Source organism: Streptomyces sp. NPDC111802, from assembly GCF_055634335.1.
Map to the genome: position 1 here is coordinate 43,673 of NZ_JBVKCZ010000040.1, position 14,396 is coordinate 58,068.

The following is a 14,396-nucleotide window of genomic DNA, read 5'->3' on the forward strand; positions in this document are numbered from 1 at the left end:
GGTCCAGGACTCAAGGAGAACCGAGGATGCCAGCCCCCCGCACCGTTCTGCTCACCGGCGCCGCCGGCGGCCTCGGCACCCTGATGCGGGACCTGCTCCCGGCGTACGGCTATGAGCTGCGGCTGCTCGATCTGCGCCCCATCGAGGGCGAGCCGGACGCGATCGTCGCCGACCTCGCCGACCGGGCGGCGCTGCGCGAGGCCGTACGGGGCGTCGACGCGATCATCCACCTCGCGGGCATCTCCCTTGAAGCTCCGTTCGAGAAGATCCTCAAGGCGAACATCGAGGGCACGTACAACCTGTACGAGGCCGCTCGCGAGGAGGGCGTCGAGCGGATCGTCTTCGCCTCGTCCAACCACGCGGTGGGCTTCACACCCCGCCCCCAGGGCGACGACCCCCTCATCCCCGTCGACACCCCGCGCCGCCCGGACACCTTCTACGGCCTGTCCAAGTCCTTCGGCGAGGACCTCGCGCAGTTCTACTGGGACAAACACGGCATGGAGACGGTGTCCGTGCGCATCGGCTCCTGCTTCCCCGAGCCGACCAGCGTCCGCATGCTCTCGGTGTGGATGAGCCCCGCCGACGGCGCCCGCCTCTTCCACGCGGCCCTGACCGCCGAGGACGTCGAGCACACCGTCGTCCACGGCTCGTCCGCGAACACACGCCTGTGGTGGGACCTCACCTCCGCCCGCGCGCTCGGCTACGAGCCGCAGGACGACTCCGAGCCGTACGCCGAGAAGCTCATCGCCGAGCAGGGCGAGCTCGACCCGGAGAACATCGCGCACGCCTACCTGGGCGGCCACTTCGTGAGCGACCCGCCGACCTGGCCGTACTGACCGAAACGGATTGCCGGGAAAGAGCGGGCGGGCACCGAACGGGCCCGCCCGCCGCACATTCGGGCACCGTGCGCGCCCGATCTCACCCGCCGCACCGCAACCGTGCAGGTCCGAGACGGACACTGCACATGGTGAACGGGCACATACGGGCAGCATCGGACTCGCAAGAGAGCTGGTCAGTGCCCGACACCCGCTGTAGAACTTCCCCCATGGGCCTCACCGGGCCCGAACGGGCAGCGAAGCGGAAGGCAGATGTCGGTCATGAGCACGAAAACGGCGGAAGAGCGCCAACGCGAGATCGTGCTGGCCGCACGGCGTGACGGCGCGGTCGACGTCACCGCGCTCGCCGCCGAGCTGGGCGTGGCCAAGGAGACCGTACGGCGGGATCTGCGCGTTCTGGAGGACCACGGCCTGCTCCGCCGTACCCATGGCGGCGCCTACCCGGTGGAGAGCGCCGGCTTCGAGACGACGCTCGCCTTCCGCGCCACCAGCCATGTCCCCGAGAAGCGCCGGATCGCGGGCGCCGCGGCCGAGCTGCTCGGGGACGCCGAGACGGTCTTCGTCGACGAGGGCTTCACCCCCCAGCTCATCGCCGAGGCCCTGCCCACCGACCGGCCGCTGACCGTGGTCACCGCGTCCCTGCCGGTCGCGGGCGCGCTCGCCGAGACGGAGCACGTCTCCGTGCTGCTGCTCGGCGGCCGGGTACGGCCCGGCACCCTCGCCACCGTCGACCACTGGACCACGAAGATGCTGGCCGGCTTCGTCATCGACCTGGCGTTCATCGGCGCCAACGGCATCTCCCGCGAACACGGCCTGACCACCCCCGACCCGGCCGTCAGCGAGGTCAAGGCGCAGGCGATCAGGGCCGCGCGCCGCACGGTGTTCGCGGGCGTGCACACCAAGTTCGGCGCGGTCAGCTTCTGCCGGTTCGCGGACATCGGCGCACTGGAGACGATCGTGACGAGCACGCTGCTTCCGGCCGCCGAGGCGCATCGGTACTCGCTGCTGGGACCGCAGGTCATCCGCGTCTGAAACCGAACCCCATAAGTCCGAAAAAGCATAAGTCCGAAAAGCAAACTCACTCCCCTTGGGGCACGCGCACGCCTCCGCGCGCCCCTTATCCCCCCAAACGTCCAGGAGCGATCCATGCGAACCCAGAGCCGACGGCGGCCACCGCGAGCCACGCTCGCCATGGCCGCCGCAGGGACGCTGCTCGCCCCGCTGCTCTCCGGCTGCTGGGTCGGCGCCGGCGGGGCGGGGTCGGGCGGCAACTCGATCAACGTCCTCATGGTCAACAACCCCCAGATGACCGAGCTCCAGAAGCTCGCCCCCCGCTTCACCGAAGAGACCGGCATCAAGGTCAACTTCACCGTCCTGCCCGAGAACGACGTCCGCGACAAGATCAGCCAGGACTTCGCCAACCAGGCGGGCCAGTACGACGTGGCCACCCTCTCCAACTACGAGATACCGATCTACGCCCGCAACGGCTGGCTCAAGGAGATGAACTCCTACGTCGCCAAGGACCCGGCGTACGACGAGCAGGACGTCCTGGGGCCGATGCGCCAGTCCCTGACCGGCGACGACGGCAAGCTCTACGGCCAGCCCTTCTACGGCGAGTCGTCCTTCCTGATGTACCGCAAGGACGTGTTCGAGAAGGCGGGCCTGACGATGCCCGCGCACCCCACCTGGCAGCAGGTGGCGGACCTCGCGGCGAAGGCGGACGGCGCCGAGTCGGGCATGAAGGGCATCTGTCTGCGCGGTCTGCCGGGCTGGGGCGAGGTGATGGCCCCGCTCACCACCGTGGTGAACACCTTCGGCGGCACCTGGTTCGACAAGAACTGGAAGGCGCGGCTGAACTCCCCCGAGTGGGAGAAGGCGACGAAGTTCTATGTCGACCTGGTGCGCGAGCACGGTGAGTCGGGAGCGGCCCAGTCCGGCTTCGCCGAGTGCCTGAACAACATGACCCAGGGCAAGGTCGCCATGTGGTACGACGCCACCTCCGCGGCCGGGTCCCTGGAGGCCGCGAACAGCCCGGTCAAGGGCAAGGTCGGCTACGCACCCGCGCCCGTCGACAAGACGGAGTCCTCCGGGTGGCTCTACACCTGGGCCTGGGGCATCCAGCAGGCGTCCCGCAACCCGGACAAGGCCTGGCAGTTCGTGTCCTGGGCGTCCAGCAAGCAGTACGAGCAGCTGGTCGGCGACGAGATCGGCTGGTCCAACGTCCCGGCCGGCAAGCGGGCCTCCACCTACGCCAACCCGGCGTACCGCCAGGAGGCGGCGGCCTTCCAGGAGATGACCAAGGAGGCCATCGAGGGCGCCCGCCCGAAGGACCCCGGCGTTCAGCCGCGGCCCGCGCCCGGCATCCAGTTCGTCGGCATTCCCGAGTTCACCGACCTCGGCACCAAGGTCTCCCAGGAGATCAGCGCGGCCATCGCCGGACGCCAGTCCGTCGATTCGGCCCTGAAGAAGTCCCAGCAGCTCGCCGAGAAGATCTCCGAGGAGTACGAGGGGCGATGACAGCGACCACCACGGCCCCCGTGGCCACGACTCCCGTGCGTACGACACGCCAACCCTCCGCCCGGCTGCGCGCCTGGGCCACCCGGGCCCCTCTGCTGCCCGCCCTGATCTTCATGGTCGTGGTGACCCAGCTGCCGTTCGTGGCGACGCTGGTGATCTCGTTCTTCGACTGGAACTCCCTGTACCCGGACGCCCGCCACTTCGCCGGCATCGACAACTACCGGGAAGTCCTCACCGACGCGGATCTGCGCCATTCGGTGTGGACGACCGTGCTGCTGACGGTCGCGGTGGTGCTGGCCAGCCTGGTCCTCGGCCTGGTGCTCGCCCTGCTCCTGGACCGTAAGTTCCGCGGCCGGGGTGTGGTCCGCACCCTCCTGATCGCCCCGTTCCTCGTGGTGCCCGTGGCAGCGGCACTGCTCTGGAAACACGTGCTCTACAACCCTGAATACGGCTTGCTCAATGGGTTGTTGCACTATGTGGGCGGCCCACAGCCCGACTGGATCTCCAACACACCGCTGCTCGCGGTGGAGGCCTCCCTGGTGTGGCAGTGGACGCCGTTCATGATGCTGATCCTGCTGGCCGGCCTGCAGAGCCGCGACCACGAGCAGATCGAGGCGGCCCGCGTCGACGGCGCGAGCGACTGGCAGATCTTCCGCCACCTCACGCTCCCGCACCTGCGCCGCTACCTCGAACTCGGCGCCCTGCTGGGCTCGATCTACATCGTCCAGAACTTCGACGCGGTCTTCACGATCACGTCCGGCGGCCTGGGCACCGCCAACCTCCCCTACACCGTCTACCAGAGCTTCTACCAGGCCCATGAGAACGGCCTCGCCTCGGCCGCGGGCGTCCTGGTGGTCATCGGCTCGATCATCATCGCGACCTTCGCGCTGCGCGTGGTGTCGTCCCTGTTCCGCGAGGAGGTGTCGCGCGCATGAGTGCCGTGGCCGTACGACTTCGCAGCCGCCGCAAGGGAGCGGGCCTCGGCCTGGTGGCCTGGCTGCTCGGGATCGCGTTCTTCCTGCCGATCGCGTGGATGGCCCTGACGTCCTTCCACTCCGAGGCGGACGCGGCGACCAACCCGCCGTCCTTCGCGGCGTCGCTGACACTGGACGGCTACCGCGAGTTCTTCGGTGCGGGCGGCGGCGCGAGCCCCTGGCCCGCGCTGATCAACTCGACGGTGGCCTCGGTGGCTTCGACGCTGTTCGTCCTGGTCCTCGCCCTGCCGGCGGCGTACGCCCTGTCGATCCGGCCGGTGAAGAAGTGGACCGACGTCCTGTTCTTCTTCCTGTCGACGAAGATGCTGCCGGCCGTGGCGGGCCTGTTGCCGCTCTACCTGTTCGCGAAGAACACGGACATGCTCGACAACATATGGCTGCTGGTCATCCTCTACACCTCCATGAATCTGCCGATCGCGGTGTGGATGATGCAGTCCTTCCTGGCCGAGGTCCCGGTCGCGATCATCGAGGCGGCGCGGGTGGACGGCGCGAGGCTGCCGACGATCCTCACGCGCGTGGTGGCCCCCATCGCCCTGCCGGGCATCGCCGCGACAGCCCTGATCTGCTTCATCTTCAGCTGGAACGAGCTGCTGTTCGCCCGTGTGCTGACCGGCGTGGTGGCGGAAACAGCCCCCGTCTTCCTGACCGGCTTCATCACCAGCCAGGGCCTGTTCCTGGCGAAGGTGTGCGCCGCGTCGCTCGTCATTTCCCTGCCGGTGCTCGCCGCGGGGTTCGCCGCCCAGGACAAGCTGGTCCAGGGCCTGTCGTTGGGAGCCGTGAAATGAAGGCCGCCGTCATCGAGTCCGTGGGCCGCGCCGTCGTCTCAGAGGTCCCCGACCCGACGCCGGGACCGCGCGAAGTCGTGGTCGAGGTCGCCGCCTGCGGCCTGTGCGGCACCGATCTGCACATCCTCCAGGGCGAGTTCGCACCGAAGCTGCCGATCGTGCCCGGGCACGAGTTCGCCGGCGCGGTGGTCGGGGTCGGCACCCAGGTCACCGAGGTGTCGGTGGGCGACCGGGTGGCGGTGGACCCGTCCCTCTACTGCTACGAGTGCCGCTACTGCCGTACCGGCCACAACAACCTCTGCGAACGCTGGGCGGCGATCGGAGTGACGACGGCCGGGGGCGCGGCGCAGTACGCGGTCGCCCCGGTGGCGAACTGCGTGAAGCTCCCCGAACACGTCCGCACCCAGGACGCGGCACTCGTCGAGCCCCTGTCCTGCGCGGTACGCGGCTACGACGTCCTGCGGTCCCGACTCGGCGCGCATGTCCTGATCTACGGCTCCGGCACGATGGGCCTGATGATGCTGGAGCTGGCGAAGCGGACCGGCGCGGCCAGCGTGGACGTGGTGGACGTGAACCCGGCCCGCCTGGAGACCGCACGCAGCCTCGGCGTCTCGGCCTCCGCCGCGAACCCGGACGAACTGGACCGCCCGCAGGGCTGGGACCTCGTGGTGGACGCCACAGGGAACGCGGCGGCGATCCAGGACGGCCTGGGCCGGGTGGCGAAGGCGGGCACGTTTCTTCAGTTCGGGGTGGCGGACTACGCGACACGGGTGACGATCGATCCGTACCGCATCTACAACCAGGAGATCACGATCACGGGCTCCATGGCCGTCCTGCACAGCTTCGAACGCGCGGCGGAACTGTTCGCGAACGGTGTCCTCGACCCCGAGATCTTCATCAGCGACCGGATTCCGCTGGAGCGGTACCCGGAGGCGCTGGAGCAGTTCGCGTCGGGGGTTGGGCGGAAGATCGTGGTCGTGCCGTAGGGGTTCTCGCCCCCGCCGCCCCTACCCGTCCCGTCCCCTGGGGGCTGCCGCCCCCAGACCCCCGCTTCGGCCCTGAACGGGCCTCGTCCTCAAACGCCGGACGGGCTGAAAAACTCAGCCCCTCCGGCGTTTGAGGAGCGGGGTCTGGGGCGGAGCCCCAGAAGGATGGGAAGGGTAGGGGCGGCCGGGGGCGAAGAAACTCCTCGCCACCGAATGGCCCGGGTAAGGGAACGGTAAAACGGCCTCGCTCGTTCACGGGTCATGACAGCTATGACCCCCGGCTCGAACATCCCTCTCTCCGCCGCGCGCGTGACGGTGGACGTCGCCGCCCCGGTGCGGCTCGACGTATCGGGCCTGCTGCTCACCGCCGACGGCAAGGTGCGCTCGGACGACGACTTCATCTTCTACAACCAGCCGACAGGGCAGGGCGTGACGTACCGCTCGGGCGGCGGCACCTCCCCGGACGCGATCACGGTCGACACGGCGGCCGTACCCGCCGGCATCGAGAAGATCGTCGTCACCGCCAGCCCGGACGCCGCCGGCCAGACCTTCCAGGGCATCGAACCGACGGCCACCATCCGCAACGCGGACGACAACAGCGTCCTTGCCACCTTCACACCCCCGCAGCTCGGCGCCGAGACCGCACTGGTGATCGTCGAGGTCTACCTGCGCAACGGCGCCTGGAAGGCCCGCGCGGTAGGCCAGGGCTACGCCAACGGCCTGGCCGGCATCGCCACCGACTTCGGCGTCACGGTCGAGGAACCGGCCCCGGCCGCCCCCGTGCCCCCGCCGCAGCCCAGCATGCAGCCCCCGGCCACCCCGCCGGCCCCGCCCATGTCCACGCCGCCCGCGCCTTCCGCGCCCCAGGCCCCCGCCGCTCCCCCGGCCCCTCCCGCGCCTCCCGCCCCCGGCGCCGGAAAGATCAACCTCGACAAGGGCCGCGTCAGCCTCCAGAAGAACCAGACCGTCTCCCTGGTCAAGGGCGGCCGCCCGCTGCTCTCCCAGGTCAAGATGGGCCTCGGCTGGGAGCCGGCGTACCGCGGCAAGGACATCGACCTGGACGCCTCGGTCATCGCCTACGGCCCGCAGCGCAACCACATCGACAGCTGCTACTTCGGCAAGCTCCAGATCGTGCAGGGCGCCATCCGCCACTCCGGCGACAACCTCACCGGCGAGGGCGGCGGCGACGACGAGGTCATCACCGTCGACCTCGGACGCCTGCCCCAGGACGTCACCGGACTGGTCTTCACGGTCAACTCCTTCTCCGGCCAGAAGTTCACCGAGGTCGCCAAGGCCTACTGCCGCCTGATCGACGCGGCGAGCGGCGAGGAACTGGTCCGCTTCGACCTGACCAACGCCGAGGCGCAGACGGGCGTGATGATGGCCAAGTTGATCAAGCAGTTCTCCGGCGAGTGGGAGATGACGGCGATGGGCGACTTCGTGAAGTCCCGCACGGTGAGGGGGATGGTGAAGCCGGCCGCGCAGGCGCTGTAGACAGCCGTACGACGTCCAGGGCGCCCCCGGCCGAAGGGGGCGCCCGACGGACCGGAGCCTCGGAGCCCCACGTCAGGCGGAGGCCCGCACCACCAGCTCAGGCACCACCCAGGCGTCGGCGCCGCCGATCGGCTCCTCCCCCGCCCGCAGCCGCGCCACCTGCTCCACGGCCAGCCGCCCCAGCTTCCGCTTGTCGATGTGCAAGGTGGTGAGGGCCGGCTGGACCAGTTCCCCCAGCGACAGCCCGTCGAAGCCCAGCACGGCCAGATCGCCCGGCACCGTCCGGCCACGGCGTCCGGCAGCGCGCATCGCGCCGACCGCGATCAGATCGTTGAAGCCGAACACCGCGGTGATCTCGGGCCGCGCGTCCAGCAGTCGCTCCATGCCCTCCTCGCCGCCCCGGACACTGTGCTCGGGGCACATGGCGACCCAGCCCTCGTCGACGGGCAGACCGTGCCGCCGGGCCTGCGCCAGGAAGGCAAGCCGCCTGGGGGCGGGACCGTGCACACCGTCCAGCATGCCGATACGGCGGTGCCCCGTTCGGACCAGATGCGCCATGCCCTGTTCGATGCCGGCCGCGGCGTCGATGCCCACCGCCGCGAACCGCGTCCGCTCCGGGCCGCGTTCCAGCAGTACCAGCGGCATGCCACCGAGATGCCGGGCGAGCACGTCGTCCGGGTTCTTGAAGTAGCCCACGACCGCGTCCGCCTGGTGGGAGAGCACGTCCAGCGCCTCCCGCTCACGGGCCTCGTCGGTCCGCGAGTCCCACACCACCACCTGCCAGCCGCGCTGCTCGGCGGCCTCCAGCACCCCGGCGGCCACCTCGGGGAAGAAGGGGTTCATCAGATCCGGGATCACCAGCCCCGTCGTGACGGTCCCCTTCCGCACCAGCCCGCGCGCGAACCGGCTGGGCCGGTAGTCCAGCAGACGGGCCGCCTCCAGGACACGCTGCTTGGTGCCCGGGTCGATCTCGCCCTTGTCGTTCACCGCACGGGAGACCGTCTGACGGGACACTCCGGCCAGTTTGGCGACGTCGTGGATCGTGGCCCGTCGGCGGGGGCCGTCGGTCCGGTCGACACGCGGCTCCCGCTGCTGTTCGTCCGCCAACACGCGAGCACTGTATCCGGCCAGTTGGACGCCACGCCTAGAACAGCGCGCTGTAGGCGTTCAGCGCCGGCTGCCCGCCCAGGTGGGCGTACAGCACGGTCGAGTCCCGGTCGATCTCCCCGCGCGAGACCAGATCGATCATCCCGGCCATCGACTTGCCCTCGTTCACCGGATCCGTGACCATCCCCTCGGTCGGCGCCTCCAGGCGCATCGCCTCCAAGGTCGGCTCGTCGGGAATGCCGTACGTGCCCGCGTGATAGCGCTCGTCGAGCTCGACGTCGGCCTCGGTCAACTCACGCTGGACGCCGATGAGTCGGTCGGCGTTGTGGGCGATCCGGGCGATCGGCTCACGGGTCGGGACGGGCTTGGCCGAGGCGTCGACGCCGAGGACGCGGCGCGGGCGGGCGCCCGCCTCCTGCAGGTCGGCGAAGCCCGCGACCATGCCCGCCTGGGTGGAACCGGTCACCGAGCAGACGATCACCGTCTCGAAGAAGACGCACAGCTCCCGCTCCTGCTCGGCGACTTCGTAGGCCCATCCGGCGAAGCCGAGGCCGCCGAGCGGATGGTCGGAGGCCCCGGCCGGGATGGCATACGGCTTGCCGCCCGATTCCTCCACCTCCCGCAGGGCATGCTCCCAGCTCTCCTTGAAGCCGATCCCGAAACCGGCCCGCACGAGGCGCACGTCGGCGTCGGCCAGGCGGCTGAGGAGGATGTTGCCGACCTTGTCGTAGACGGAGTCGGGCCAGTCGACCCAACTCTCCTGGATCAGCACGCACTTGAGCCCGGCGCGGGCGGCCACCGCCGCGACCTGGCGGGTGTGGTTGGACTGCACGCCGCCGATGGAGACGAGCGTGTCGCAGCCCTGCGCGAGCGCGTCGGCCACCAGCTACTCCAACTTGCGGGTCTTGTTGCCGCCGTAGGCGACACCGGAGTTGCAGTCCTCGCGCTTGGCCCACAGGGAGGAAAGGGACATGAGTCCTCCCAGATCAGTCGTCGTCGGGCTGGTTCACGAGCTCGGCGAGGCTCCGCCAGATCTCCGCGGTGACGCGCAGAGCCGCGTCCGTGTCACTGGCCTCCTTGGAGCGCCATCTCGGAGAGACGGCCAAGGATTGATAATTCCCCGGCGTGAACTTCATGCCCCGAACCAACTACCCGCCTGTTTGCACGGTGCTTCCCCGCACCCAGAGAGGCGCGGAGGAGGCGCTGCGTCATCTCCTTATCGGCTTGCAACGGCCAGCTGATGCACAGCTCCCGTCACTAGGCCATTGACCACGAACAGACCGGATGGACTCACCGCGACGCCATACACAGGGCGATCCCCGATCACGGAAACACTCTTCACACGATCCAGTGCCACGGACTCGTCGTAGCCGTGCATCTCGCTGCGCGCCGGAGCGACATGCCCGACCGAGTACATCAGCCTCTTCAGCCTGGATGCCTTGTAACCGATTCGAAGGTCCAGGACGGCAGCGAGGCGAACAAGTGCCGTGGCTCGTGAGACCTCCACGATCTGGATTGGTCGTTGACTGACGACGGCGTAGCCATTGATGGAATGCCCTCCTCTCTGCCGCCTTTGATCCAGACGAACTCTGTTCGCTACACCCAAGCGCAGGAAAGCGTCAGACACTTGCCTCGCAAGCAAAGGCGAGACCGTTGCAAACTCGACGCAACCGTGCACTGTGCCCCGAGCATTGATCCGCTCACGAACACAGCCATCAGTGTCCACAAGCCCCGACAAGCATCCGATCCAGAATTCGCGGCTGAACTGCGCATCAGGAAGGTGCTTCTCATTGCAGCGCTGACCCCATACTCCAAAACGCCGCAGACAATCTGTGATCGGGTTCCGATGCCCCGCCTTGAATGGAAACCGCAGACGCACGATGGTGCCTTGCTGAATCTCACGCACGCAGCACCCGTGCTCCGCGGCGAACTCACGCATGAACTCCACCGCGCCATCCAACGGATCCCCGTGGAACTCCGGAGTGCAGGACGTCATCCCACCGTCCCCGAGCATAGCTCCGACGAAATATCCCTCGCGAGCCTGACCCTCCGTTCCGAAGCAAGCAGCAGTCAACGGAAACGGTACGCGATCCCCTGGAAGCAGAGCGCTGGTCCGCTTCCACTCCCATGCTTGTCGCCCCGTCCGCCGTTGTGTTACCCACTGCTGGTCAACGGCAGCTTCGACGGTACGACCGGAAACAAACGTGATCCTCATGCTCCCGCATGGAATTCCATCCCACCAGGCCATCGGAGCCGATGCGCCGAGGTCACCCACCGAATGGCCCCGAGGACCTTGGTTCGCGCCGTACCGAACGGGCCTCGTGTCCCATTCCTTGCTGTAAGAAAGTACTGGGAGTCGCCTGGCTACTACCTCCTCGATCGCGCAAACCGAGCCATCGGGCAGCCACACCCGCGAACCATGGACAAATCCGCTCTGTGGTTCCGTGACCACAGCCCACCCCCGCATCGAACGACAAACATGCGAGACAAAAACACTAGTCCGACGCGGGAATGAGCTGGACAAACCGATCGAAGGTCACTCGTTTGAGGGACCGAAGCCTTACCGCCGCTGCCGCTTCCAGGGCCCGGTGATGGCGAGCATGATTCCGGGCGTCTGGATGTTGGCGTAGAGGGTCCTGCCGTCGCACGAGAAGGTCACGCCGGTGAACTCGCTGTATTCCGGCTCCTCCTCGGTGCCGATGTTCAGCTCGTTGCGGGCGAGGGGGTAGGTGCGGCCGCTGTCGGTGGCGCCGAACAGGTGCTGGATGCCCTCGCCGTCCTCGGCGATGACCAGGCCGCCGTACGGGGAGACGGTGATGTTGTCGGGGCCGTCGAAGGCGCCGTCCTTGGACGGGTCGGCGTTGACGCCGATCAGGACCTTCAGGGTCAGGGTGCGGCGCTTGGGGTCGTAGAACCAGACCTGGCCGTCGTGCGGCTGTCCGGGGCTCTCCGCGCGGGCGAAGGAGGAGACGATGTACGTGCCGCCGTCACCCCACCACATGCCTTCGAGCTTGCGGCAGCGGGTGACCTGGCCGGCGGCGAACTGCTTGCGCACGGACGTCGTCTTCGCGTCACGGTCGGGCACGTCGATCCAGTCGACGCCGAGCACCGTGCCGATCTTCGTGGCGCGGGAGAGGTCGTCGACGAACTTGCCACCGGAGTCGAAGCACTTGAACGCCTCCAGCCTGCCCGCGTCGTCGGCGAGGGTGCGCAGCTTGCCGCGGCCGTGCTGGAACTGCTCGGGCGGGGTCCAGCGGTAGAGCAGGCCGTTGGGGTTGGAGGCGTCCTCGGTGAGGTAGGCGTGGCCGCGCTTGGGGTCGATGACGACGGCCTCGTGGGCGTAGCGACCCAACGCCTTGATGGGCTTGGGGTCCTTGTTGGCCCGGTGGTCGGCGGGGTCGACCTCGAAGACGTAGCCGTGGTCCTTGGTCATGCCGTTGGCGCCGGCCTTGTCCTCGGTCTCCTCGCAGGTGAGCCAGGTGTCCCAAGGGGTGCTGCCGCCCGCGCAGTTGGTGGCGGTGCCCGCGATGCCGACCCATTCGGCGACCCGGCCGTCGGGGCGCACCTCGACGACGGTGCAGCCGCCGGACGCGGCCGGGTCGTAGACGAGGCCCTCGGTCAGCGGCACCGGGTAGGGCCACTTGGAGCGGGGGCCACCCAGCTCGTGGTTGTTGACCAGCAGGGTGGTGCCGCGCGGGCCGTCGAAGGCGGCCGTGCCGTCGTGGTTGGAGGGGGTGAACTCGCCCGACTCCAGCTTGGTCCTGCCGCTGTAGGTGATGACGCGGTACTTGAATCCGGCGGGCAGCGCGAGCAGGCCGTTGGGGTCCGAGATGAGCGGTCCGTATCCGACACCGCCGCCGGGGCGGGCGTCCGCGGACTCCTCGCTCGCGATCTCGGACTCGGTGGAGGCGAGCGCGTTCGGTGCGGTGGCGAGGACGCCGGCGCTGCCGGCCAGCGCCACACCGGCACCGGTGACCGCGGACGTTCTGGCGAAGTCCCTGCGGGTGAGCGACATGGTGTCTCCTGTGACAGAGGTTGCCGTGGAGGGTGGCGGACTGCGCGACGGCGCCACAATTCCGCTCACGCCTTAACACCAGTTGAACAACGCCCTAAGGGGCGCGGGGAACTGCGCGAGCAACCACAAACAACCCGCAACCGCCTCCCGACAGTCACCCCCCTTGCTGCGACCGCGCCTTGAACGCGGCCTTCCGGGCCTCCTTCGCCACCTTCTTGTCCGGATGCAACCGCCCCATCGCCTCCAGCACATCCGCCGCGGCCGGGTGATCCACTCGCCAAGCCGCCGCGAAGAACCCGCTGTGCTGCGCGGCGAGCCCCTCCACCAGCGCCCTCAGCTCTTCGGAGTTCCCCTCGGCTGCCAGTTGCGCGGCGACCGTGTCGACGGTCAGCCAGAAGACCAGCTCCTGGGACGGCGCGGGTACGTCGGAGAACCCGGCCTCGGTCAGCCAGACCCGGGCCAGCCCGCCCAGCTCCGGATCGTCGAGGACCTCCCGCAACGCGGGCTCGGCCTCCGCACCCACCAGGGACAGCGCCTGCTGGCAGCGCAGCCGCCGCAGCGGTGCCCCGGTGTCCGCGCCCCGTGCCGCCGCCAGCAACTCCCGTGCCGCGGCGAGGGATTCGCGCCGGGCCAGCCACTGCTCGGTCTCGGTCCGTGCGGCGGTCTGCGGGAAGGTGGCCGTACCGTCGAGCAGCGCGTCGGCGCCCTTGTCCGCGAGCTCTCCGACCGCGGGCGCCTCGAACCCGGCCTCCAGCAGCCGCGCCCGCATCCCGTACAGCCCGAGCGGGGTGAGCCGCACCATGCCGTAGCGCGACACATCGGTGTCGTCGACGCTCGCCGCCTCTTCCTCGGCGGCGCCCTCGACGTCCGCCATCAGCGCCTCGTCGACCGGCTGGTAGTCCACCAGACCGACCGGCTCCAGCACCCGGAACTGGTCGTCCAGTCGCATCATCGCGTCGGAGACCTGCTCCAGCACGTCGTTCGTGGGTTCGCCCATGTCGCTGGGCACGATCATCGACGCGGCGAGGGCGGGCAGCGGCACGGGGCTCTCGCCGGGGCCGTCCTCACTGGCCGTCAGCAGGTAGAGGTTGCCGAGGACCCCGTCGAGGAACTCCGCCTCGGCCTCCGGGTCCCAGTCCAGCGAGGAGAGGTCGACCTCGCCTCCCTCGTCCATGGCCTCGACCAGGTCGTCGAGGTCGGGCACGCTCGCGTCGGCGAGCACCGTCTCCAGCGCGCCCAGCCACACCGCGAGCACGTCGTGCGGCGAACCGCCGGTCAGCAGCGCCAGGTCCGCGCCGGCCGCCACGGTGCCCGCCTCCTCGTCGACGACCTCGACCAGCCCGGTGTCCACGGCCACCCGCCAGGCCTCACTGGCGTACGCGGCGGCGTCGTCCCCGCTCAGTCCGAGCAGCTCTGCGGCGGCGGGCAACTGCTCGTCCACGAGCCCTCCGCCGGCGTCGACCCGGGTGTCGGGTCCGGCCCAGCGGGCCAGCCGCGCGGCACGGGAGAGCAGCGGCGTGGACAGCGCGTCCCGCGCCAGCTCCGCTTCGGGGTGCAGCAGTACCGGTGGCAGGGGGGAGCTGTCTGACATCGGATGGTTCTCCTAGGGCGCTTGCATGGCCGTACGCATCACGGCTCCGCCGCTCAGCCTAGACGGATTT

The 14,396-nt window shown here is 69.4% G+C and carries 11 protein-coding genes and 1 pseudogene; 7 read left to right on the plus strand and 5 right to left on the minus strand.

Annotated features, from left to right (window positions below; all coding sequences use genetic code 11):
• Window positions 1–26 precede the first annotated feature (26 nt).
• The 7 genes from ACZ7NC_RS34375 (at window position 27) to ACZ7NC_RS34405 (ending at window position 7,613) form a co-directional block, all read left to right on the plus strand.
• Complete coding sequence (locus ACZ7NC_RS34375) at window positions 27–836, plus strand: NAD-dependent epimerase/dehydratase family protein (protein ID WP_471494110.1); 810 nt, start codon at window positions 27–29, stop codon at window positions 834–836.
• Between the two features lie 261 nt (window positions 837–1,097).
• Window positions 1,098–1,868: a DeoR/GlpR family DNA-binding transcription regulator gene (locus tag ACZ7NC_RS34380; protein ID WP_471494113.1), complete on the plus strand. Its 771-nt coding sequence runs from the start codon at window positions 1,098–1,100 to the stop codon at window positions 1,866–1,868.
• Window positions 1,869–1,982: 114 nt separating this feature from the next.
• Window positions 1,983–3,353, plus strand: a complete 1,371-nt coding sequence (locus ACZ7NC_RS34385; RefSeq protein ID WP_471494115.1) for an ABC transporter substrate-binding protein — start codon at window positions 1,983–1,985, stop codon at window positions 3,351–3,353.
• A complete protein-coding gene (locus tag ACZ7NC_RS34390) occupies window positions 3,350–4,288 on the plus strand; it encodes a carbohydrate ABC transporter permease (RefSeq protein ID WP_471494117.1) in 939 nt (312 codons plus the stop codon). The genes ACZ7NC_RS34385 and ACZ7NC_RS34390 overlap by 4 nt, the downstream gene beginning before the upstream one ends.
• Window positions 4,285–5,133, plus strand: a complete 849-nt coding sequence (locus ACZ7NC_RS34395; RefSeq protein WP_471494120.1) for a carbohydrate ABC transporter permease — start codon at window positions 4,285–4,287, stop codon at window positions 5,131–5,133. Before ACZ7NC_RS34390 ends, ACZ7NC_RS34395 begins: the two co-directional genes overlap by 4 nt.
• A complete protein-coding gene (locus ACZ7NC_RS34400; RefSeq protein WP_471494122.1) occupies window positions 5,130–6,119 on the plus strand; it encodes a zinc-dependent alcohol dehydrogenase family protein in 990 nt (329 codons plus the stop codon). The genes ACZ7NC_RS34395 and ACZ7NC_RS34400 overlap by 4 nt, the downstream gene beginning before the upstream one ends.
• A 270-nt stretch (window positions 6,120–6,389) precedes the next feature.
• Complete coding sequence (locus ACZ7NC_RS34405) at window positions 6,390–7,613, plus strand: TerD family protein (RefSeq protein WP_471494205.1); 1,224 nt, start codon at window positions 6,390–6,392, stop codon at window positions 7,611–7,613.
• 72 nt (window positions 7,614–7,685) lie between these two features.
• Here the strand turns inward: ACZ7NC_RS34405 and ACZ7NC_RS34410 are convergent, their stop codons facing one another.
• From ACZ7NC_RS34410 to ACZ7NC_RS34430, 5 genes and pseudogenes are all read right to left on the minus strand, one after another.
• Entirely contained in the window at window positions 7,686–8,723 is a 1,038-nt protein-coding gene (locus tag ACZ7NC_RS34410) for a LacI family DNA-binding transcriptional regulator (protein ID WP_471494124.1), read from the minus strand.
• A 34-nt stretch (window positions 8,724–8,757) separates the two neighbouring features.
• Window positions 8,758–9,714: pseudogene (locus tag ACZ7NC_RS34415) on the minus strand (1-aminocyclopropane-1-carboxylate deaminase); the annotation flags it as partial.
• Between the two features lie 222 nt (window positions 9,715–9,936).
• Complete coding sequence (locus ACZ7NC_RS34420; protein WP_471494126.1) at window positions 9,937–10,659, minus strand: LAGLIDADG family homing endonuclease; 723 nt, start codon at window positions 10,657–10,659, stop codon at window positions 9,937–9,939.
• A 621-nt stretch (window positions 10,660–11,280) separates the two neighbouring features.
• A complete protein-coding gene (locus tag ACZ7NC_RS34425) occupies window positions 11,281–12,735 on the minus strand; it encodes an alkaline phosphatase PhoX (protein WP_471494128.1) in 1,455 nt (484 codons plus the stop codon).
• Between the two features lie 154 nt (window positions 12,736–12,889).
• The gene (locus ACZ7NC_RS34430) at window positions 12,890–14,326 is read right to left on the minus strand and encodes a hypothetical protein (RefSeq protein WP_471494130.1); all 1,437 of its coding nucleotides are present in this window, start codon (window positions 14,324–14,326) and stop codon (window positions 12,890–12,892) included.
• Window positions 14,327–14,396 lie beyond the last annotated feature (70 nt).